Here is a 20,113-nt window from a genome sequence, read left to right on the forward strand (position 1 = left end):
GAAGGCGAGGCAGCCGCCTCGCCTTCCTTCACTATGTTTTAGCTCTTTGCCGCAAGATACACGATGCAGCGGCGCGCCAGACTTTTGCTGATTCCCGCCTTTTGCGCCACGCGTTTTGCATCTGGACGACTCTGCGCTGAAGCTTCTTGACGCTGCATCACCGTGGCTACCCGCTGCACCGCCCAATTGGGAGGCGCGGCAGGTTCCGCCACCTGCAGGCTCACGCCGGCACCGCCATCGGGTAGTGCGACCGCTCACGAGTTTGAGCCACGTCTACATGCAACTGCCGAATCAGCGAGTCGACGTCATCGTATTCGTATTGCGGGCGCTGGAAATCAGTAAGAACCACCCTAAGCTTCTGCCCATACAGATCCTCGCTGAAATCAAGCAGATGGGCTTCAAGCAGCACTTCTCCGCCTTCACGGTAAAACGTTGCCCGTCGCCCCACCGATACGGTAGCCACTACCCGACGCCCCTCGGGCAGCACGACGTAGGCGCCCCATACGCCATCCAGCTCATCGTTCTGGGGCATGGTGATGTTTGCGGTGCGAAATCCCAATTCCCTGCCGCGGGCATCCCCGTGCTCCACAATTCCCTCGATTACATGCATGGTGCGCTCCTTTCCATCCCAGCTGCGTCACTCAAACTCTATGTTCACCCAATGAACAAAGTGATTATCTAATGACTATTATTCTATGGTGTCCTAGGCCACATGGTCAATTCCCCGCGAAATTTTTCTGCAGCAACCAACTAGGTCCTGTCGACGCGTCCGCGTCGACAGGACCTAGCCTGTTGTTATATAGGGTTAAACTGCGACCGTGACATAGTGTTTTTTGAAGTGCTCGTGAATCTCCCAGAATCCGGACCAGCCATCAGGAATCAAAACGAGATCACCCACCGAGTGGTCTACTCGTTCGCCCTGGTCAGAAACCAAGGTTCCCGAGCCCTGTAGCACCAGGATGATTTCGTTAACTCCCGTACGCGCGGTTTTGAATACCCCCGGGGAGCAGGCCCAAAAACCAAGGTCGATCTTGCTTGCGTCCATAGTCGCCACGTTGTCCACGGCATCCGAAGGCTCGGTGCCGTTCACCGCCGTCGGCTTGAGCACCAGCTGTGCCAATGAAGCATTCTCGACATTGCGCAGCACCCTGGCTTGCGGCGCAGTCGTCGTCATCTGAGTCATTCTTCCTCTATTCCGTAACCAAGCGCCGTGTTTAGCAAATCGACTTGCCGTCGACCAGGCGCGGCACCGAATTCGGGTTTGCTTCCTGCAGCTCAGCTGGCAGTAGATGCTGCGGGAAATTCTGGAAGGCTACCGGGCGCTGGAAGCGCTCAATGGCTGCGGTGCCCACCGAGGTGGAACCCGCTGCCGTGGTGGCCGGGTATGGGCCGCCGTGCTGCTGCGCATAAGTCACCGAAACACCGGTCGGCCACTGGTTCCACAACACGCGTCCGGCCTTTTGCGCCAGTACGGCAACCAGCACAGCCACCTCGTCGTCGTCTTCGCCCTGGATCGTTGCGGTGAGCTGCCCCTCAAAGGTCTTGGCCGCCTGTACCAACTGCTGCTCGGAGTCATACTCGACAACCAGCGCGCTCGGGCCGAAGCATTCGGTCTGCAGCACGTGGGGGTCGCGCAAGAGGTCCTCGATGCCGGTCACCAAAAGGGTTGGCGCAGGTCCCTGGCCCAGCGGCTCCTGCCCCTTGGCCAATACCGAGACACGCTCGTGCCCGGCAAGCTCTTCAAAGACCTGGGCAAATCCCTCCTGGATGCGCTCGTTGAGCATCGGAGCCCCGGCTGGCATCTGCTGATCGGCCAACTGTTCGCGCAACCCTGATCCCCGTGGGATAAACAGTGTTCCCGGCTTAGTGCAGAACTGCCCGGCATTCAACGAAAAGGATCCGGTGAATTCCGCGGCAATCTGTGCACCGCGCTCACGGGCGGCCTGTTCGGTGACGAACACCGGATTGTTGCTGCCCAGTTCGCCGTAGAACGGAATCGGCTCGGATCGGGAGACCGCCAAGTCCATCAGTGCACGTCCGCCGGGGATCGAGCCGGTGAACCCGGCGGCTTTCACGCGTGGATCCAACAGGACGCTGCGCCCGGCTTCGGTACCGAATACCACGTGGAACAGGCCTTCGGGAGCGCCGGCCGCCGTCAAGGCAGCGGCAACGACCTCGCCGGTCAGGCGTGAAAGTTCAAGGTGCCCTGAGTGCGCCTTGACGATCACCGGGTTGCCGGCTGCCAGTGCGGATGCGGTGTCTCCCCCGGCGGTGGAGAATGCAAACGGGAAGTTGCTGGCCGAGAAGACGAGCACCGGTCCCAAGGGAATATGGGTGCGCCTCAGGTCGGGTCGCGGGGCGCCCATGGGCCACTGCGGATCCGCATGGTCGATTCGCGCATCAAGGAATCCGCCGTCGCGCAGCAGCTCGCCGAAAATCCTCAGCTGGAAACTCGTGCGCTTCAGCTCCCCGCGCAGGCGAGGTTCGGGCAGATTGGTTTCCGCCATGGCCACCGGAATCAATTCGTCGGCAGCGGCGTCCAGCGCATCCCCCACCGCATCTAATACATCGGCGCGGACCGCTGGGGCGGTGGCCGCCCAGAGGGAGAAGGCCTGCTCGGCGGCGGCCAAGTAGTTCTCTAGCTGTTCTTCGGTGGTGTTCTGGGTGGTTGCTGCGATAGCCGCTGCCATGGTGTCCTCTTTTCTGCGTTGTGCTGGTGCAGGTCTGTTAGTTTGCTGCCGTGTAGTCAAAGGAAATTTCGCCCCAGCCCTCAAAGCGGCCGGTGATGGACGTACCGGGAATCATCTTTTCCGCCGCGAGGCAGCTGCCCGGAAGGATGAACTGGCCGGCTTTCAGGGTGACGTCGTATTCGGCGATGCGACGACACAGCCAAGCAATTGCCGAGATGGGGTTTCCATAGACCTCGTTGGTGTTGCCGCGGGCCACTTCGCGGCCGTCGAATTCAATGATCCCCGGCTGGTTTGCCAAGTTGACCTCGGAGAGCTTGCGCGGTTGGCCTCCGATGATGATGCCGCCGATAGATCCGTTGTCGGCAAGGGTGTCGAACAGTCCGATATTCCAGTTCTTTATCCGCGAGTCGATGATTTCCAGCGCAGGAACTACGAAGTCGGTCGCTGCGATCACGTCCGCTGCAGTGACGTGTCTTCCGCCCAAATCCTTCTTTAAGACAAAACCCGGCTCAAGTTCGATGAACGGCTCGATGAATTCGGCTTCCGAGATCCGCAGGTTCTCCGGGTAGAACTGGCTGGCCAGAATGTAGCCGTAGTCCGGTTCGTCCACACCGAACTTGTCCTGCATGGCCTTGGCGATGTTGCCCAGCTTAAAACCGGCCACGGCGTCGCCCGCCTCGACATTCAAGCGCACCAGCTCCTGCTGGACTGCGAAGGCGTCGGCCGTGGTGGGTGCCAGCGATTCATCGATCAGTGATTCCAGCGGTTGGCGGGAAGCCCGGGCCGCAATGAGCTTTTGTGCGGTTTCTGCAATATTAAGAGTCATGACCTCATGAGCCTTCAGGGTAAAAGTGGTGGTTCCGCGGGCCGGAGTCCAAGTACGGACCCGGCCCGCGGGTGGTTATTTGCGGCGTCGGGTATCGCCCAGGTGCCAGATGCTCATGGCGGAGAGCATTTCCCGCGGATCCCAGATCACGTCTTCCTCGGTGATCTTGCCTCCCGCAAAGCGGATGAAAGATGCGCCGCTGACAATGACTTCACGTCCGGTGGGCGGTACTCCCATGAACTCACCGGTGTGTCGGCCGACGCTGCGCCAGTGGATGGCGACCTCGTTTTCACCTTCGACGCAACGCAGGATTTCCATAGTGAAATCGCTGAAGGCACGGTGTGAATCTTCAATTTGGGTGATGACCTGCTCCAGGCCTTCATGGCCCGACTTCGACTGGCGCCGGTAGCCGTCGCTGACCAGTTCGGCAAAGGCATCGGTTTCGCCCTGGCTCCAGGCGCGAGTCCAGGCAGTGGTGATTTTTTCCAACATTTCCGACATGGTCTTAACCCTTCTGTGCTGCTGGGGCCGGGGCCGGCCACAGATTGAAGTCGCCGAACTTGCCGCCGCGGAACAGCAGCGCCTCTTCCTCGGTGGCCTGCATGGAATCCACGCCGCCCACAATCATGTAGTGGTCTCCGGCAACAACTTCGGAGAGGACTTCGCAGTCAATCCATGCGGTGGCCCCGGTAATGCGCGGGGTTCCGTTCTCACCGATTTCGTAGTCGACGCCGGCGAATTTTTCGTCGCCCTTGCGGGACAGCGCACGGCAGATCGGCAGCTGTTCGGTCGAGAGGATGTTCGCTGTGAAACGCCCCAGTGAACGCAGGGTGGGCCAGGTGCTTGAACCCTTGTCCACACAGAAGGTGACCAGCGGCGGTTCCAGCGAGAGCGACATGAAGGTGCCCACGACGAAGCCCATGGGCTTGCCCTCGACCGTCAGGCCGGTAATTGCGGTGACGCCGGTAGGCAGTGCGCCGAAGACCTTGCGGTACTCGGCTGGGTCAATCTCCGGGGTATCCGAAGTAACGATGATCGACATGGCTTTTCTCCTTAAGCTTCGACTGGCTGCAGCTTGCGGTGGGCGGTGCCCGGGTGGTCCTGAGGAAGACGGGCCACGCCTTCGCCGAACAGGTGTTCGCGCAGGGTCGAGCCGGCGAACGAGGTGCGCATGACACCGCGGCGCTGCAGTTCGGGAACCACGAATTCGGTGAAGTCCTTAATGTCCTGGAACTTCACGGCGTTGGCGATGTTGAAGCCGGTCACGCCGGACTGCTCGATCCACGAAACCAATTCATCGGCAACGGTCTGCGGGCCGCCGACGATGACCGGGGAGGTGCCGCCGATGCCGATGTATTCGGCGATGTCGCGTGGGGTCCATTCCTTCTCCGCGTCCACCTTCTGGAAGAAGGTGAGCATGGTAGCGGTGCCCTTGGCTTCCACGTCCTTCAACGGCTTATCCGGATCGAAGCTGGACATATCCAGTCCGGTCCAGCCGCTGTAGCGGGCCATGGCTCCGTCGTAGGAAACAAGCTTCAGGTATTCCTGGTATTTGGCCTGCGCTTCTTCATCGGTTGCGGCAGAGATGATGGTGATCATCTGCAGGGAGGCAATATGCTCGGGATCGCGCCCGAATTCCACGGCCTTGGCACGCAGGGCATCCACCTGCTTTTTCAGCGTCGGCTTGTCGATGGCGTTCATGAACACCGCCTCCGCAGTCTTCGCGGCCAGTTCCACGCCGCGCGGCGAGCCGCCCGCCTGGAAGATCACCGGCGTGCGCTGCGGTGAAGGCTCGCACTGATGGATGCCGGGAACGCTGAAGTGTTCGCCCTGGTAATTGATATCGTGCACCTTGGAAGGATCAACGTAGACGCCGTTCTCACGGTCAACCACCACTGCGTCGTCTTCCCAGGAGCCTTCCCAGAGGTTGGTGGCGACGTCGATAAATTCTTCGGCGCGTGCATAGCGGTCCGCATGTGCTTCAATCTGGTCTTTGCCGGCCAAGTTGCGTGCCGCCGCAGTCGAGTAGGAAGTCACGACATTCCAGCCGATGCGCCCGTCGGTCAGGTGGTCCAAGGTGGAGAACTTGCGAGCCAACTTGTAGGGAACGTCGTAGGCGGTGGAAGAAGTCACCCCGAAACTCAGGTTCTTGGTGACGGATGCCATCACCGGAATCAGGTAGGCCGGATCATTGGTTGGGATCTGGGCTGCGTCCTTAAGGGAGTCCGCCACCGAGCCGCGGTAGTTCTCGTGGTAGCCGTCGTTGTCTGCAAAGAAGATGCCGTCAAAGCAGGCCTTTTCCAATAGCTGCGCGTACTCGGTCCAGTACTTCAGGCTGGTGTACTCATGCCCCCGGTCGCTGGGATGGCGCCAGGTGCCCGCCGACAGGTGGGCCGGTCCGTTGAAATCAAATGCGAAGATGCGCATTTCCTTAGTCATCTGTAACCTCACATCTCAAGTGTTCACTGTATGAACTATGTGTTTATCTATTGATCACAGCATAGGGTGTGCTGCGCCACAGCGTCAACTACTAAATTTGATGAAAATGAAACCCGCCCAGCCAGCCCGGCACGCGCACAGCCAACCAGTTGCCGACCCGTCCGCGTCCAGGCCGCCGACACGGAACCTACGGGCGGGCAATTTCACCAAGTGATCACGGAAATAGGCACCTTGGGCGGCAGGGCCTCCAAACCTCGAACCGAACGCCAGCGGCAGGTGTGGGGAAAAATAGTCGGGCGATACTAAACTGAACAAGCTTGCACAAACTAGTAGGAATCCGACCATGACGACTCAAAGTAGCACCGCCGTTGCCGTCAACGAGCCCTCCACCCCACGTCACCACCAGCTGATCGTGACGCTCTTTGGTCTTTATGCGCGCCAGCACGGCGGCGCCCTGCCGGTGGCCACGATCATTGCACTGATGCAGGATGTGGGAGTCGAATCCGCCGGAACCCGCTCTTCCATCTCCCGGTTAAAGAAGCGTGGGGTCATTGACAGCGTGCAGGTCAACGGACGCAGCGGCTACGCGCTTTCGCAGTCGGTGCTACGGAACTTCGCCGAAGGCGATGAACGGATTTTCCACCCGCGCCGCGCCACCGCCGAAGAACGCTGGCTACTGGCCACCTTCACCGTGCCGGAAACCCAGCGGAACATCCGCCACAAAATCCGCTCGGCGCTCATCGGCATGGGATTCGGCTCGGTGGTTCCGGGACTGTGGATCGCTCCGGAACATGTCAAGGACGCCGCCTTGGCGTATTTCAAACGCCGCGAGCTGGACGGCTACTTTGAATTCTTCGTCGGAGAGCACATCGGCAGCACCGACGTTAAATACAACATCAGCTCCTGGTGGGACCTTTCGACCCTGGAACAGATGTATTCGGAATTCCTGCGGGAAAACGAGGGGCGCCTGGAGACCTGGAAGGCGCGCCTGGAAGCCGACGGCGGCTCCGCGGTGGAGGCGCAGGCCTTTTCAGAGCACCTGATTTTGCTGACCCAGTGGCGCCGCCTGCCCTACTCCGACCCGGGCCTGCCCGCCGAGTACCTGCCCGAGGGGTGGATTGCCTTGCGGGCCGAAGAGGTCTTCCAGCAGCTGCATGCCCTGCTCTCCCCCTTGGCCGCGCGCCATGCCGACCGCGTGATCGGCGCCGACGCCTAGCCACCGGTCGACAAAGCGGCTGCGCACCACCCCGGGGTAGTGCGCAGCCGCTTTGTCGCGCTCAATACAGGTGGCCCATCAGGCGCGGTCTTGGATCACCGCCACGCCCTGGATTTCAATGAGCGCTTCCTTCTGCCACAGCCGGCTGACGCCGATGCCCGCCATGGCAGGGTATTCGGTGCCAGCCATCTCACGCCACAGGCGTCCGATCTCACGCCCGTTGGCCATGTAGTCATCCACATCGGTGAGGTAGATGGTCACCGACACCAGGTCTTCGGGCTGCCCGCCGGCCTCGACCAGCGTGGTCAGCACGTTGGAGAAGGCCTGCTTGAACTGTTCGACAATGCCGCCGGGAACGATGTTCATATCCTTGTCCAGCGCGGTCTGTCCGCCGAGGTACACGGTATCGCCGGCTTTCATGCCATGGGCGTAGCCGGAGGGCTTGGGCAGGGACGACGGGTTGATGGTCTGGTTCCGGTGCAGCTTGACATCCATCTGCTTCTCCTTTGGTCGACTGTCGAAATTCGCTCGTATTCAGCTCTAGCGATGTCGGTGTGACGCGTGCTACATTGAGCTTACGTGACGACGGTAAAAAAGTCGACACATGAGCAAACGGCACTACTGCAGCGAGGAACCAAGCGATGAAACTTGCCACGATCCAATGGGAAGGGCAGACCCGGGCGGCGGTTCAGGTATCCGAAGGCTACCTGCCCCTGAATGCCCGCGACCTGTCTGAACTGCTTTCCGATGGCGCGTGGAAACAGCAGCTTGAAACCGCCCTGGCTGCCTACGCGCACAATGACGCCGTTCCGGCCGACGCCATCGAGGTGCTGAACCCGCTGCCGCGCCCGGCCAAGGTCATCTGCTGCGGCCTGAACTACTCCGAGCACATCCTTGAAATGGGCCGCGAGCTGCCCGAGCACCCCACCCTCTTCGCCAAATACGCCGATACGCTCACCGGCCCCGACGCACAAATCATCAGCCGCCACTCGCAGCATGTGGACTGGGAAGCCGAGCTGGCGGTGGTCGTCGGCGAGCGCCTTGCCGACGCAACGCCGGAAGAAGCCGCAGCAGCCATCGCCGGATACACAGTCGCCAACGACGTCTCCATGCGCGACTGGCAGCGCCGCACCCTGCAGTGGTTTCAGGGCAAGGCCTTCGATGCCTCCACGCCCATCGGCCCGGTCATCGCCACCGCAGATGAAGTGGACCCGGAAGCCGGGCTGGAAGTGATCTGCCGGATCAACGGCGAAGAGGTCCAGCGCGGCAACACCAAAACCCTGGTCTTCTCCGCGGCCCGGCTCGTGGCCTACATTTCGCAGTTCACCACCCTGCAGCCTGGAGACCTGATCCTGACCGGCACCCCGGGAGGCGTCGGAATGGGCATGGAACCCCCGCGCTTCCTGCAGGACGGGGACGTGCTGGAAACCGAGATCCCGGGAATCGGCACCCTGACCAACAAGATTTCCATCCGCGTGGCGGCCGAGTCCGCCGCCTAAGTAAAAAGCCCAGCAGCAGTCCTGCACAACAACAACCCGCACACCAACCACTAGAAGGAAAGAGCATCCCGATGAGTGAAGCACCAGCAACCTATGCCACCGAGGGCGACAACTCGATCTATGCAGGAGCCGACGGACAGGTGGTCCCTGTGGTGACCCGCGCCGGCCACGAGGACACCAATACCGCGCAGTCCGGCGACTGCGTGCGCGTCTCCGGCGTGAGCATCCAGCACACCCCCGCCACCAAGATCTGGTTCGGCCAGGTCTCCAACGTCCCGGGCTACCGCTCGCTGCCGCACCACCACGGCGAGGCTGAAACCGGCGGCTATGTCCTGCGCGGCCACGGACGCATCTACTACGGCGAAAACTACGAGCAGTACCAGGACATGAAGGCCGGCGACTGGGTGTTCGTGCCTCCGTTCATGCCGCATGTTGAGGCGAACATGTCGGTGACCGAGGAGCTGGTCTGGCTCACTGCCCGCACCCCGGAGAACATCGTGGTCAACCTGCCAGATGTCGCCGACGAGACCTTGGAAGGATACCGCCGGGCATGAACCCCACCAGCACCGTGACTTCGCAGACCTTCCTGGATGCCATCAAGCTGACCGAGGCCGAAGCGCAGGTCTTCGACCAGGCCTTCACCGCCATCCCGCAGTATGTGCCGTGGCCCAAGGCCTATGGCGGAGACATGGTGGCCCAGGGAGCCCTGGCCATGATGAAGTCGGTGGGCGAGGACCGCCACCTGCACTCCATGCACTCCTACTTCCTGCGCCCCGTGGACATGCTGGAAGCGGTGCGCTACGAGGTGGAGCACCTGCGCGACGGCCGCGGCTATTCCACCCGCCAGGTCCGCGCCTTCCAGAACGGTAAGCCGGTTTTCTCCGCACTGGGCTCCTTCCACGTGCCGGAGGGCGGCTCCGAAATGGCTTCGCAGGCCCCGGAAGGCTCCCTGGACATCGACCCCGAAACCCTTGCCAGCGCCGCTAAGGCGCTGAAGCATGTGGACGGCCCGGCGGCCGACTACTGGTCGGGCGGGCGCAGCTTCGACATGCGCCATGTGCCGGAGGCCATCTACCTGCCCGGCGAGCGCGAGGCGGTGGCCCACCAGGCGGTATGGATCCGCGCGTTCTCCGAACTGCCGGATGACGAGCTGACCCACAAGGCGGCGCTGGCCTATGTCTGCGACTACACCATCCTGGAGCCGATCCTGCGCAGCCTCGGGCTGGCCTGGGGAGATGCCGGGCTGGTCACCGCAAGCCTGGACCACTCCATGTGGTTCCACCGGGCCGGGCGCATGGACGACTGGGTGCTCTACGCCCAGGAAGCCGTCTCCAGCCAGGACAACCGCGGCCTGGCCCTCGGCCGCTTCTACACCCGCGACGGAAAGCTCCTGGCCACCGTGGCCCAGGAAGGCATGATCCGCGCGGCCAAGCAGTAGCCGGCAACAGCCATCCCCCGCAACACCGGACAACCACCAGAGGAAGATTAGTAATGGGACTATCACGCTCTGCCCATGTGGACAGTTTCACCCGCGACCACCTGCCGGCCCAGGACTTGTGGCCAACCATGGAATTCACCCTGCCCGAGCTGCACTACCCGGACCGGCTCAATGCCGCCCAAGTGCTCATCGACCAGGCGGTCGCGGACTTCGGCGCCGAGCGCACCGCGCTGCTCGCCCCTGACGGCTCCAAGCTCAGCTACGGCGAACTGCAGCGGCGCGCCAACCAGGTGGCCCAGGTGCTGGCGGAGGACTTCGGCGTGATCCCGGGCAACCGCGTGATGCTGCGCGGCCCGAACAACGCCTGGCTGGTGGCCTGCTGGCTGGGCGTGCTCAAGGCAGGGGCGGTAGTCGTCACCACCATGGCGGCGCTGCGTTCCAAGGAAATCTCGCAGCTGGCCAAGCTGACCAAGCCGGCGGTGCTGATCAGCGATGCCCGCTTCACCGAGGACGCGCTGGAGGCCAGCAGCGGCGCCTACCCGGTGATCCCCTACGGCTCGGATGCGGCGGATGACCTGATTGCACTGGCCGCGGCGAAGTCCGGCGAGTTCACCGCGGTGGAAACCGCGGCGGACGACGTGGCGCTGCTGGGCCCCACTTCCGGCACCACCGGCGTCCCGAAGATCACCATGCACTTCCACCGGGACATCCTGGCCAACGCGGATACCTTCTCCCGGCACATCCTGCAGCCCACCAAGGACGACGTCTTTGCTGGCTCTCCCCCGCTGGCGTTCACCTTTGGCCTCGGCGGACTGGTGGTCTTCCCCTTCCGCGTGGGAGCAGCCAGCCTGCTCACCGAGCGGGCCACCCCGGTGGAGCTTGCCCAGTACGCCCATGATGCCGGGGCCACCATCCTGTTCACCGCGCCTACCGCCTACCGCGCCATCCTCAAGAACGGCAAGGCGGACCTGCTCAAGTCCCTGCGCCTGGCGGTCTCCGCTGGCGAACACCTGCCGGCAGACACCTGGGAGCACGTGAAGGAGGAGACTGGACTGGAACTGGTCAACGGCATCGGCTCCACCGAAATGTTGCACGTGTTCATCTCCGCAGCAGGCAAGGACATCCGTCCGGGAGCCACCGGCGTGGCCATCCCCGGCTACCGCGCCACGGTGCTGGATGACGAAGGCAATGAGGCGGCGGTCAACCAGCCGGGCCGGCTTGCGGTCATCGGCCCCACCGGCTGCCGCTACTTGGATGACCCGCGCCAGCACAACTACGTCTGCAACGGCTGGAACGTCACCGGGGACGTGTTCTTCAAGGATGAGGAAGGCTATTTCCACTACCAGGCGCGCAGCGACAACATGATCGTGTCTTCCGGATACAACATCGGCGGACCCGAAGTGGAAGCGGCACTGGACCAGCACCCCGATGTGCTGGAGAACGCGGTCATCGCCAGCCCCGACCCGAGCCGAGGCTCCGTGGTCTGCGCCTTTGTGGTCCTGGTCGAGGGCGTGGAAGGCAATGACGCGAAGGTCAAGGAGCTGCAGGACTTCGTCAAGGCGACCATCGCTCCGTACAAGTACCCCCGGCAGATCCGCTTCGTCAGCGAGCTGCCCCGCAACCCCAGCGGCAAGCTGCAGCACTTCAAGCTGCGCGAATCCCTGGCCCAGGCCGCGCACTAGGCGCCGGCACCCGAATCTTTCTCTGATCCGCCACCGGAAAGGACCCCAATCATGAAAATCGCAGTTATCGGCGGAGGCCCAGGCGGCCTGTACTTCGCGGCACTGATGAAGCAGCTGGACAAAAACCACGAGGTCACTGTCTGGGAACGCAACAAGGCCAGCGACACCTTCGGCTTCGGCGTGGTCTTCTCGGATGAGACCCTGGGCGGCATCGGCAACGCAGACCCGGTGGTCGCGGACTACATGTCCCGCCGCTTTGCCCGCTGGAGCGATATCGACATCCACTTCCGCGGCCAGATGCACACCGTGGGCGGCCAAGGCTTCGCTGCCATGAGCCGCAAGGAGCTGCTCGAACTGCTGCAGCGCCGCACCCTGGAGCTCGGCGTGGACGTGCGCTTCTCCACCGTGGCGCCCCCGGTGGAAGAGCTCTCCGCCAACTACGACCTGGTGCTGGCGGCCGACGGATTGAACTCGGCAGTGCGCTCGAAGTTCCCCGAGTCATTCAAGCCGACCCTCGACCCGCGGGTCTCCAAGTACATGTGGCTGGGCACCGACCAGGTATTCGAGGCCTTCAAGTTCTTCGTCAAGGAAACCGACGCAGGCACCATGCAGATCCACGGCTACCCCTACTCGGACGAAGGCTCCACCTTCATTGTCGAGATGCATGAAGACGTGTGGCGCGCCGCCGGGCTGGACTCCACAGAAAACGAGGTCTTCCCTCCGGGCGTCAATGACGAGGTGTCGGTAACCAAGGTCAAGGAAATCTTCGCCGAGGAGCTGGCAGGCTACAACGTGCTGACCAACAACTCGAAGTGGATCAACTTCACCACCGTGCGCAATGAGCACTGGCGCCACGAAAACATTGTGCTGCTGGGCGACTCGGCCCACACCGCCCACTTCTCCATCGGCTCGGGCACCAAGCTGGCCATGGAAGACGCGCTCGCGCTGGCGGCCTGCCTGCACGAACACGAGCAGCTGGATGCCGCGCTGGAAGCCTATGAGACCGAGCGCCGCCCGGTGGTCGAGTCCACCCAGCGCGCCGCCCAAGCATCCCTTGAATGGTTTGAGAATATCGGCCAGTACAAGGACCAGGACCCAGTGCAGTTCTGCTTCAACCTGCTCACCCGCTCGCGCCGCATCACCTACGAGAACTTGAAGCTGCGCGACACCGAGTTCGCCGAGAAGGTGGATGCGAACTTTGCCCGCCTTTCGGATTCTCAGACGCAGGCCCCAGCCATGTTCCAGCCCTACACCTTGGGAAAGAGCACCCAGCTGGTCAACCGCATCGTGGTCTCCCCCATGGACATGTACTCTGCAGTGGACGGGGTCCCCGGCGACTTCCACCTGGTGCACCTTGGCTCCAAGGCCATGGGCGGAGCTGGCCTGGTCATGACGGAGATGGTCTGCGTTTCGGATATCGGCCGCATCACCCCGGGCTGCACCGGCCTGTACACGGATGAGCAGGGTGATGCGTGGAAGCGCATCACCGACTACGTGCACACCCAGTCAAAGGCGAAGATCGGCGCACAGATCGGCCACTCGGGCCGCAAGGGCTCCACGAAGCTGATGTGGGAAGGCATTGACCAGCCGCTGGATGAGGGCAACTGGGAAGTGCTGGCACCCAGCGCCATCGCCTACGGCGAAGGCTGCCATGTGCCCAAGGAAATCACCACAGAACAGATGGCTGAGGTCAAAGAGCAGTTCGTCGCTGCTGCCCGCCGCGCGGATGAGGCAGGCTTCGACCTGCTCGAAGTGCATATGGCCCACGGCTACCTGCTTTCTTCCTTCCTCTCCCCGCTGTCCAATCAGCGCACCGACGAATACGGCGGCAGCTTTGAAAACCGCCTGCGCTTCCCGCTTCAGGTGCTGGATGCGGTGCGCGAAGTTTGGCCTGCCGACAAGGCGTTAGGCGTGCGCATCTCGGCCACCGACTGGGCCGAGGGCGGCAACACCGAAGACGATGCGGTAGACATCGCGGCGGCGTTCATTGAGCACGGCGCACAGTTCATCGACGTCTCCTCGGGCCAGATCGTCAAGTCCGAGAAGCCCGCCTTCGGGCGCAGCTACCAGACACCGTTTGCCGACAAGATCCGCAACAAGGTCGCCGCAGGAGCTGACGTTGCAGTGATCGCGGTGGGAGCCATTTCCTCCTACGATGACGTGAACTCCATCCTGCTGGCAGGCCGTGCAGACCTGGTGGCGCTGGGACGCACCCACCTGTACAACCCGCAGTGGACCCTGCAGGCGGCGGCCGAGCAGGAGTACGTGGGAGACGGCGCCACCTGGCCTCTGCCGTACAAGGCAGGGCGCCGCAAGCCGCCGGCAGCCCGCACCGACGCTGTCCGCCCGCGCCTCTCGCTGCTGCGCGAGGACGAGGAGCAGGAGCAGACGCACCTGCGCTGGACCCCTGAGAAGAAGGAAGTAGGCCAGCTGGCCTAGCTGAACTTCTCTATCTTTCCGAAGCGGCGGCGGGCCACCCCTGCCGCCGCTTCGCTCCCCTCTGACTGCTGATAGGTTACCGCCATTCGCGTGCTCAGTATCCCCTCCGTTTTGTGCCTTGATACCTATCTACCTTTTACCCAGAGGACACCATGAGTTCTTCAATGGATCGCATCCAACAACGTGAATCCGGGTTGTCCCGGCAGCTCACTTCCCGCCAGCTGAGCATGATTGCTCTGGGCGGCGCCATCGGAACAGGACTGTTCCTCGGCAGCAAATTCGCCATCTCCTTTGCCGGACCCAGCGTTCTGATCAGCTACGCCATCGGCGGGCTCATCGCCGTCATGCTGATGGGCGCCCTAGCGGAGATGACCGTAGCCAGGCCCACCACTGGCTCCTTCGGCGCCTTTGCAGAGCACTACATCAACCCCCTTGCCGGATTCATGATCAAGTACCTCTACTGGTCATGCATCGTGCTCGCGGTGGGTACCGAAGTCACCGCCATCGGCGACTATATGCAAATGTGGTTCCCCGGCGTTCCGCCCTGGATCTGGGTCATTGGCTTCTCAGCCGTACTGATCGGCGTGAACATGTTCAATGTGAAGGCCTTCGGCACCCTGGAATACTGGTTCTCCGCCTTGAAGGTCTTCGCCATCGTTGCGTTCATCATCATTGCCGCCTTCCTCGTCTTCGGCAACAAGGACGGAGACTACGGATTCCAGAACTACTCGGCAGACGGCGGATTCTTCATGGGCGGGGCCAGCGGAGTCTGGTTCGCCGTGATCGTTGCGATCTTCTCCTACCTGAGCATCGAAATGATCGCTGTAGCGGCAGGCGAAGCCAAGGAGCCGGAGATCGCTGTGAAGAAGGCTTTCAAGGTCACCATCTTCCGGTTGTTCCTCTTCTACATCCTGACGCTCGGACTAATCCTTGCCATTGCCCCGGTGAACGCCATTTTGGACGGCGGTAGCCCGTTCGTCACCGTCATGCAGGTGGTCGGAATCCCTTATGCTGACTCGATCCTGAACTTCGTAGTCATTGTTGCCGCACTGTCTGCCATGAACTCGCAGCTCTACGTATCCACTCGCATGATGTTCTCCCTCTCCCGCGCCGGCCAGGCTCCCAAGGCTCTGGGTAAGGTCAAGAAGAACGGTGCTCCAGTTAACGCCCTGCTGCTGTCCGCAGGCGGCGTGGCGGTTGCAACCCTGGTGTACATTTCGAACCCGGAAACCGGCTTCACCCTGATGATGGCGCTGTCCATGTTCGGCGCCATGGCCACGTGGATGCTGATCTTCATTACCCACCTGTTCTTCCGCAAGGAAACTGCACGCACAGGCGAGCCGCTGAAGTATAAGCTGCCTTTCACCAAGATAGGTTCGCTGCTGGGAGCCGTGCTCATGGCGGCTCTGTTGATCACTACGCTCTTCACCGAGGACTTCAGGATGACGCTGATCTTCGGAATCCCCTTCGCCATCGTCGTGGCAATTTTGTACAGGGTGACGAAGAAGAACCACGATCTGGCGGCTTCTCCTGCTGAGGACAATCTCAAGCAGCAAGCTTCCAACGCCTCCGTTTAGAACTGAGCATGCCCAGTAAACGGCGCTTCCTTGGACCACAACGAGAGAGCCCAGGAAGCGCCGTTTTCATTGCTAAAAGTCATCGGTAAAGCTTCGGAATGGATCAAAGGTCTTGTCGCCTGATTTGGTTAACTCATAGATTGAATAGCTATGACAGATAGTTCAAAGAAGACAAAGTCAGCATTTCTCCGCCTCCCCCTGCTTGCGCTCGGAGCAGTCCTGTTCGCATCGGGATGCTCAGCGCCAGCCCCTGAGTCCGCCGCCGTGACAACGCCATCAGCCTCGGATTCACGATTGGCCGCGGTCAAGGACTCGGGGACACTCAAGGTTTGCACCACAGGCGACTACCGGCCGTTTACATACCTGGATCCCGATTCCAAGGAATGGACTGGAATCGATATCGACATGGCCAAGAGCCTCGCAGAGTCGCTGGGTGCCACTCCTGAATTTATTCAGACCACTTGGAAAGACTTGATGCCCGACTTCAAGTCCAAATGCGATATTGCAGTCGGCGGAGTCTCGATCTCCTTGGAACGTGCCCAGGAAGCCTACTTCAGCGAAGCCACACTGGACGAAGGGAAGACTCCCATCACCCTGTGCGAGAACGTGGACAAGTACGACACCATCAAGGAAATTAATAAGCCCGGCGTCCGTTCAATTACTCCCATCGGCGGCACCAACGAGAAGTTCGCAGATGCGAATTACCCGGATGGCGAGATCATCCGCTTCAAGGACAACAACAAGATTTTTGACGAGATCATTGCCGGCCGAGCCGATGTGATGACCACCGACGCCTCGGAAACCCGCTGGGTTGCCAATGAGCATCCAGAACTCTGCGCAGTACACCCGGACAAGCCATTCAACTTCTCCCAGAAGGCCTACCTGCTGCCGCTGGGCGATGAGGACTTTCAGGAATACGTCAACCAGTGGCTGAACATGTCCAAGAACGACGGAACGCTGGCGGCCGCAGAGAAGCCATGGTTCGGCTGAGCAGCTGGAGCATTCCAAGAGCACACGGAAGTGGGCTGCCTTCAAGCACGCTCAAACCTACTTTGGATGGTTGGACTAGCTAATTGGCCCTTCGGGTTCAGAATGCATGAACACGGCATCAATACTGAGCGGCACAATTTAGCATTTCCATTCCCATGTCCGTAACCCATAAGTACTACCGCGCGAACACCGATCTTTTAGTCCTTAAAAATGACGTCTAGGGATCCTTCTAACTGAATGATCGTGACTACCAAACTCATCAAGAGCAATAGAATAAATACTCCCAGCATGACAAAACCTTTTGCGGTCCCTGACGGTGCATAGCTGTCTTCTGAACTGAAGTTTTCTGTACCGTACATGGATTCTCGAATGAGCCAACCACCGAGCATTAGGTGGACGAATGTAATTGGCCATGCAATGAGTAGAGCTAACAGACGCAGCTCTCCAATGAATAGAATGAGACACAACGCAAGGAATGGCACCATCGCGAACGCGATTACCGTTTGCCAACTGAAGATCACACGAAAAAATTCTCTCAATCTCCAACCCCAGGTTGTTAGTTCCAAAGACAGTCAAGATTCTCAAAACAAAGCCTGCTGCCACCCCGTGGGAGCACAAGTGTCGCTAGATTTCAGTCGAACGCGAGACTTAGTCAACAACAGCCACAGGCAACACGTTGAAACGTACTAGTGCCCCTTGAAAGCCTCAGCCAGCCACCACGATCCGCCATCGGAGGCGATCTTGGCATCAATCACCAGTGGGCCGCTCGGGTTGGAATCTAGCCACTGTGTGACTGTGTCCAGGTCTTCCACGGTGCGCACGGTGATTCCTTCTGCTCCGAAACCTCGGCCGATGGCCGCAAAATCAGTTTCCGGGAAGACTACCGACGACATGTCTACATTCGTTTCGCCATCGCCAAAGTGGTGGACTTCAGCGCCATAGGCGGCATCGTTGTAAACGATGCATACCAGCGGCATCTTGAGCCTTACCGCGGTGTCCAGTTCAGCTATCGCCATATGGAATCCGCCGTCTCCGGTGCCCAGAACCGGAAGTCTCTCTGGCTGGGCCAGCCCTGCACCGATAGCCGTGTAGAGTCCGAGTCCTATTGACTGGAAAGCTTGGGTAAAACAGAATCCGAACTCGTCCGGCACAGAGAGGAACTGGCTGGGGTAGCCCATGAAGTTTCCCGAATCCACGCTCACGATTCTCTCGGCGGGAAGCAGCTGGTCAAGCTTCTTAGTCAGCGTTCTTGGATCGATGGCGTCTTTCGTCGACTGATCGTCATAGTCCACCTGCTGCCAGTGGACCTCCGAGGCAATCCGTTGCTTATTCTCCGCTGTTCGATAGCCCTCGCGGACCTTCATCCCGCTGCTTTCCAATGTCGAGAGAACATCCAGCGCGCACTGTGCGCTGTCGCCGATCACTCCAAGATCAATCGGTCGATTCGCACCGAGCGCGGGGCCTTCAAGATCGATCTGCACTACCTTGGTATTCTCACCGATCAGGTGACCATGGCGCATGGTCCACATGTTCAGCGCGCAGCCGAACCCGACAATCAGGTCCGCGTTTGAGATTAGCTCTGCCGCCAGCGGGGACGAAAAACCCCCGGAGATTCCCAGGTTGAAGTCATCCTCATTGAACAATCCCTTGGCCACCGCTGACGTCGCAACCAGTGCACCAGTGTGTCGCGCGAGGGCAAGTATTTCTTCCTTTGCGTCTCGTCCACCTCGGCCAGCAACGAACACTGGGCGTTCGGCGCTCTCTAGCAGAACCGACAATTCCTCGACGGAACCTCGCGACGGACGGATTTTCTGAGCCGGGTGCACTGCAGGAAGCTCAGCAGGTTCAACTGCTTCCTGTGCCTGTACATTCAGCGGAAGGTTCAGAACGACAGTTCGGCGTTCATTCAGCGCGGTGCGGAAAGCCCGCACGGTGTCGGCTACTGCGCTCTGGGCACTGTGCACGCGTTCAGAGATCGCGTAAATCGAGGTGGCGAAAGCATCCTGGTCCATTGCGAAGTTTGAATAGACGGCGCTGGGCGCCGCTTCTGCGGCAAGCACCAGCAATGGCGTACGAGACTTGGCGGCTTCGCCGATTCCAGTTCCAGCATTGGTCAAGCCGCAGCCCTGGTGTACCGAAAGGACCGCAACTTTGCCGCTGACGCGGGCGAAGGCATCAGCCATCGTTGCCGCTCCGCCTTCATGGCGCGTGGCCGTATACGGAACGCCGTGCTCTATCAAGGAGTTGGTCACGGTAAAGTTTCCGCTTCCCACCACCCCGAATGCATGGCCTACACCGAGCTCCGCAAGGGTCTTTCCGACTAGCTGTGCAACGTTCATTGCGAGGTGTCCTTTCTGATGAATACCGGCTGTTGCCAGTCCAGGCGCGGCAGAAACAAACTTATGCGTTCTCAACCAAGGCGAAGACTCTCGTTGGAGCGCCAGTTCCTCCGACTACTGGAAGCGGTGCCACTACGATCATTGCTCCGTTGGTCGGCAGCTTGTCGAGGTTCTTCAACGAGGTGATTCCATACTTGTCCGCGCCAAGCAGGAAATGGTGCATTGGGAATGGAGGTTCCAGCGCACCTGCATTGCCCGCGTCAATACCTACCGTTTCTACTCCGATTCCGGAGATATCCAATTCATCTGCAATGTATTTGGCGCAGTCAACGGTGAAGCCAGGGGTATGGGAACCACTCTCGTCCAAGTTAAGGAATGCTTGCTCGTCATTGTCATACTGTTCCCATCCAGTGCGGAACAACAGCCACGCATTGGCAGGGAACGCCCCGTTTTCCTCCTGCCAAGCTACGAGGTGCTCTACATCAACAAGGAAGTCAGGGTTGGCAGCTGCTTCTGCGCTGAAGTCCAAGACGACGGCTGGGCCAAACAGCCGGTGCGGTTCGATCTGGGAAACATCTTTGCCTTCTTTGCCATTGATCCAGTGCACCGGGGCATCGATGTGCGTTCCGATGTGCTCGCCAGTGTGGATGTTGTGGTGCTTCCAGAAAGGGCCTGGTTCGTTATAGGCGGAGACTTCCTCAATGCTGAAGTCGATCAAGTTTGCGAAGGGATCAGGAAGCACCAGCGTTGGAGTTTCCTCAGACAATGGCGCCGTCAGATCATGAATCTGGATGGTCCCCTGCGCCAATGCCAGAAGCGCAGAATTCAAGGTTGGTTCGTTCAAAGTAGACATGGCAGCTCTTTCATCGAGTATTCCGTGAGGGAAAATCAGTCTTGCGAGTTCATGACGAGCGTCATAGCGCTGGGGAATTTCTTCAATCTACCAGCCACCAGTACACCAGCAAACAACTTTTCCAA

Annotated in this window: 19 protein-coding genes; 8 read left to right on the forward strand and 11 right to left on the reverse strand. The window is 60.5% G+C overall.

Annotated elements, in window-relative coordinates:
- Window positions 1-38: 38 nt before the first annotated feature.
- The 8 genes from AUR04nite_RS02950 to AUR04nite_RS02980 all read right to left on the reverse strand — a co-directional run bounded on the left by AUR04nite_RS02950 (window position 39) and on the right by AUR04nite_RS02980 (window position 5,955).
- A complete protein-coding gene (locus tag AUR04nite_RS02950) occupies window positions 39-224 on the reverse strand; it encodes a hypothetical protein (RefSeq protein ID WP_141361758.1) in 186 nt (61 codons plus the stop codon).
- Window positions 221-610, reverse strand: coding sequence for a riboflavin kinase (locus AUR04nite_RS02955; protein ID WP_141361760.1), 390 nt, complete (start codon window positions 608-610; stop codon window positions 221-223). The genes AUR04nite_RS02950 and AUR04nite_RS02955 overlap by 4 nt, the downstream gene beginning before the upstream one ends.
- 195 nt (window positions 611-805) lie before the next feature.
- A complete protein-coding gene (locus tag AUR04nite_RS02960) occupies window positions 806-1,174 on the reverse strand; it encodes a cupin domain-containing protein (protein WP_170184065.1) in 369 nt (122 codons plus the stop codon).
- A 40-nt stretch (window positions 1,175-1,214) separates the two neighbouring features.
- Entirely contained in the window at window positions 1,215-2,690 is a 1,476-nt protein-coding gene (locus AUR04nite_RS02965; RefSeq protein WP_141361764.1) for an aldehyde dehydrogenase (NADP(+)), read from the reverse strand.
- 37 nt (window positions 2,691-2,727) lie between these two features.
- Window positions 2,728-3,516, reverse strand: coding sequence for a 2-keto-4-pentenoate hydratase (locus tag AUR04nite_RS02970; RefSeq protein ID WP_141361766.1), 789 nt, complete (start codon window positions 3,514-3,516; stop codon window positions 2,728-2,730).
- 75 nt (window positions 3,517-3,591) lie between these two features.
- A complete protein-coding gene (locus AUR04nite_RS18070) occupies window positions 3,592-4,017 on the reverse strand; it encodes an ester cyclase (RefSeq protein ID WP_218024623.1) in 426 nt (141 codons plus the stop codon).
- A gap of 4 nt (window positions 4,018-4,021) precedes the next feature.
- Window positions 4,022-4,558 carry a flavin reductase family protein gene (locus AUR04nite_RS18075; protein ID WP_218024624.1) on the reverse strand — a complete coding sequence of 179 codons (537 nt, stop codon included), beginning with the start codon at window positions 4,556-4,558 and terminating at the stop codon, window positions 4,022-4,024.
- An 11-nt stretch (window positions 4,559-4,569) separates the two neighbouring features.
- Window positions 4,570-5,955: an LLM class flavin-dependent oxidoreductase gene (locus AUR04nite_RS02980; RefSeq protein WP_141361768.1), complete on the reverse strand. Its 1,386-nt coding sequence runs from the start codon at window positions 5,953-5,955 to the stop codon at window positions 4,570-4,572.
- 343 nt (window positions 5,956-6,298) lie between these two features.
- On the opposite strand from AUR04nite_RS02980, the gene AUR04nite_RS02985 reads away from it, so the two are divergent.
- Window positions 6,299-7,171 (forward strand): PaaX family transcriptional regulator, encoded by an 873-nt coding sequence (locus AUR04nite_RS02985; protein ID WP_141361770.1) that lies wholly within the window; start codon window positions 6,299-6,301, stop codon window positions 7,169-7,171.
- 78 nt (window positions 7,172-7,249) lie between these two features.
- Here the strand turns inward: AUR04nite_RS02985 and AUR04nite_RS02990 are convergent, their stop codons facing one another.
- Complete coding sequence (locus AUR04nite_RS02990) at window positions 7,250-7,666, reverse strand: RidA family protein (protein ID WP_141361772.1); 417 nt, start codon at window positions 7,664-7,666, stop codon at window positions 7,250-7,252.
- A gap of 146 nt (window positions 7,667-7,812) precedes the next feature.
- Between AUR04nite_RS02990 and AUR04nite_RS02995 the strand changes: the two genes are divergently transcribed.
- The 7 genes from AUR04nite_RS02995 (at window position 7,813) to AUR04nite_RS03025 (ending at window position 16,796) form a co-directional block, all read left to right on the forward strand.
- The gene (locus AUR04nite_RS02995; protein WP_141361774.1) at window positions 7,813-8,670 is read left to right on the forward strand and encodes a fumarylacetoacetate hydrolase family protein; all 858 of its coding nucleotides are present in this window, start codon (window positions 7,813-7,815) and stop codon (window positions 8,668-8,670) included.
- Window positions 8,671-8,741: 71 nt separating this feature from the next.
- On the forward strand, window positions 8,742-9,224 hold the full coding sequence (locus tag AUR04nite_RS03000; RefSeq protein ID WP_141361775.1) for a cupin domain-containing protein: 483 nt from the start codon (window positions 8,742-8,744) through the stop codon (window positions 9,222-9,224).
- Window positions 9,221-10,108, forward strand: a complete 888-nt coding sequence (locus AUR04nite_RS03005; protein ID WP_141361777.1) for an acyl-CoA thioesterase — start codon at window positions 9,221-9,223, stop codon at window positions 10,106-10,108. Before AUR04nite_RS03000 ends, AUR04nite_RS03005 begins: the two co-directional genes overlap by 4 nt.
- A 53-nt stretch (window positions 10,109-10,161) precedes the next feature.
- Entirely contained in the window at window positions 10,162-11,790 is a 1,629-nt protein-coding gene (locus tag AUR04nite_RS03010) for an AMP-binding protein (protein WP_141361779.1), read from the forward strand.
- Between the two features lie 51 nt (window positions 11,791-11,841).
- The gene (locus AUR04nite_RS03015; protein ID WP_141361781.1) at window positions 11,842-14,229 is read left to right on the forward strand and encodes a bifunctional salicylyl-CoA 5-hydroxylase/oxidoreductase; all 2,388 of its coding nucleotides are present in this window, start codon (window positions 11,842-11,844) and stop codon (window positions 14,227-14,229) included.
- Window positions 14,230-14,381: 152 nt separating this feature from the next.
- Window positions 14,382-15,806 (forward strand): amino acid permease, encoded by a 1,425-nt coding sequence (locus AUR04nite_RS03020; protein ID WP_141361783.1) that lies wholly within the window; start codon window positions 14,382-14,384, stop codon window positions 15,804-15,806.
- Between the two features lie 264 nt (window positions 15,807-16,070).
- A complete protein-coding gene (locus AUR04nite_RS03025; protein ID WP_246055304.1) occupies window positions 16,071-16,796 on the forward strand; it encodes a transporter substrate-binding domain-containing protein in 726 nt (241 codons plus the stop codon).
- A 686-nt stretch (window positions 16,797-17,482) separates the two neighbouring features.
- Here AUR04nite_RS03025 and AUR04nite_RS03030 read toward each other — a convergent pair.
- Complete coding sequence (locus AUR04nite_RS03030; protein WP_141361787.1) at window positions 17,483-19,135, reverse strand: thiamine pyrophosphate-binding protein; 1,653 nt, start codon at window positions 19,133-19,135, stop codon at window positions 17,483-17,485.
- Between the two features lie 61 nt (window positions 19,136-19,196).
- Window positions 19,197-19,988 (reverse strand): cyclase family protein, encoded by a 792-nt coding sequence (locus AUR04nite_RS03035; RefSeq protein ID WP_141361789.1) that lies wholly within the window; start codon window positions 19,986-19,988, stop codon window positions 19,197-19,199.
- Window positions 19,989-20,113: the final 125 nt, after the last annotated feature.

The sequence above is a fragment of the Glutamicibacter uratoxydans genome (assembly GCF_006539925.1).
Taxonomy (GTDB): domain Bacteria; phylum Actinomycetota; class Actinomycetes; order Actinomycetales; family Micrococcaceae; genus Glutamicibacter; species Glutamicibacter uratoxydans.

Coding starts and splice junctions, on each gene's coding strand:
- AUR04nite_RS02960 (WP_170184065.1), bottom strand. CDS start 1,174: ATGACGACGACTGCGCCGCAAGCCAGGGTGCTGCGCAATGTCGAGAAT.
- AUR04nite_RS02990 (WP_141361772.1), bottom strand. CDS start 7,666: ATGGATGTCAAGCTGCACCGGAACCAGACCATCAACCCGTCGTCCCTG.
- AUR04nite_RS02995 (WP_141361774.1), top strand. CDS start 7,813: ATGAAACTTGCCACGATCCAATGGGAAGGGCAGACCCGGGCGGCGGTT.
- AUR04nite_RS02955 (WP_141361760.1), bottom strand. CDS start 610: ATGCATGTAATCGAGGGAATTGTGGAGCACGGGGATGCCCGCGGCAGG.
- AUR04nite_RS03015 (WP_141361781.1), top strand. CDS start 11,842: ATGAAAATCGCAGTTATCGGCGGAGGCCCAGGCGGCCTGTACTTCGCG.
- AUR04nite_RS03035 (WP_141361789.1), bottom strand. CDS start 19,988: ATGTCTACTTTGAACGAACCAACCTTGAATTCTGCGCTTCTGGCATTG.
- AUR04nite_RS02965 (WP_141361764.1), bottom strand. CDS start 2,690: ATGGCAGCGGCTATCGCAGCAACCACCCAGAACACCACCGAAGAACAG.
- AUR04nite_RS03010 (WP_141361779.1), top strand. CDS start 10,162: ATGGGACTATCACGCTCTGCCCATGTGGACAGTTTCACCCGCGACCAC.
- AUR04nite_RS02970 (WP_141361766.1), bottom strand. CDS start 3,516: ATGACTCTTAATATTGCAGAAACCGCACAAAAGCTCATTGCGGCCCGG.
- AUR04nite_RS03000 (WP_141361775.1), top strand. CDS start 8,742: ATGAGTGAAGCACCAGCAACCTATGCCACCGAGGGCGACAACTCGATC.
- AUR04nite_RS03030 (WP_141361787.1), bottom strand. CDS start 19,135: ATGAACGTTGCACAGCTAGTCGGAAAGACCCTTGCGGAGCTCGGTGTA.
- AUR04nite_RS03005 (WP_141361777.1), top strand. CDS start 9,221: ATGAACCCCACCAGCACCGTGACTTCGCAGACCTTCCTGGATGCCATC.
- AUR04nite_RS18070 (WP_218024623.1), bottom strand. CDS start 4,017: ATGTCGGAAATGTTGGAAAAAATCACCACTGCCTGGACTCGCGCCTGG.
- AUR04nite_RS02980 (WP_141361768.1), bottom strand. CDS start 5,955: ATGACTAAGGAAATGCGCATCTTCGCATTTGATTTCAACGGACCGGCC.
- AUR04nite_RS18075 (WP_218024624.1), bottom strand. CDS start 4,558: ATGTCGATCATCGTTACTTCGGATACCCCGGAGATTGACCCAGCCGAG.
- AUR04nite_RS03020 (WP_141361783.1), top strand. CDS start 14,382: ATGAGTTCTTCAATGGATCGCATCCAACAACGTGAATCCGGGTTGTCC.
- AUR04nite_RS02985 (WP_141361770.1), top strand. CDS start 6,299: ATGACGACTCAAAGTAGCACCGCCGTTGCCGTCAACGAGCCCTCCACC.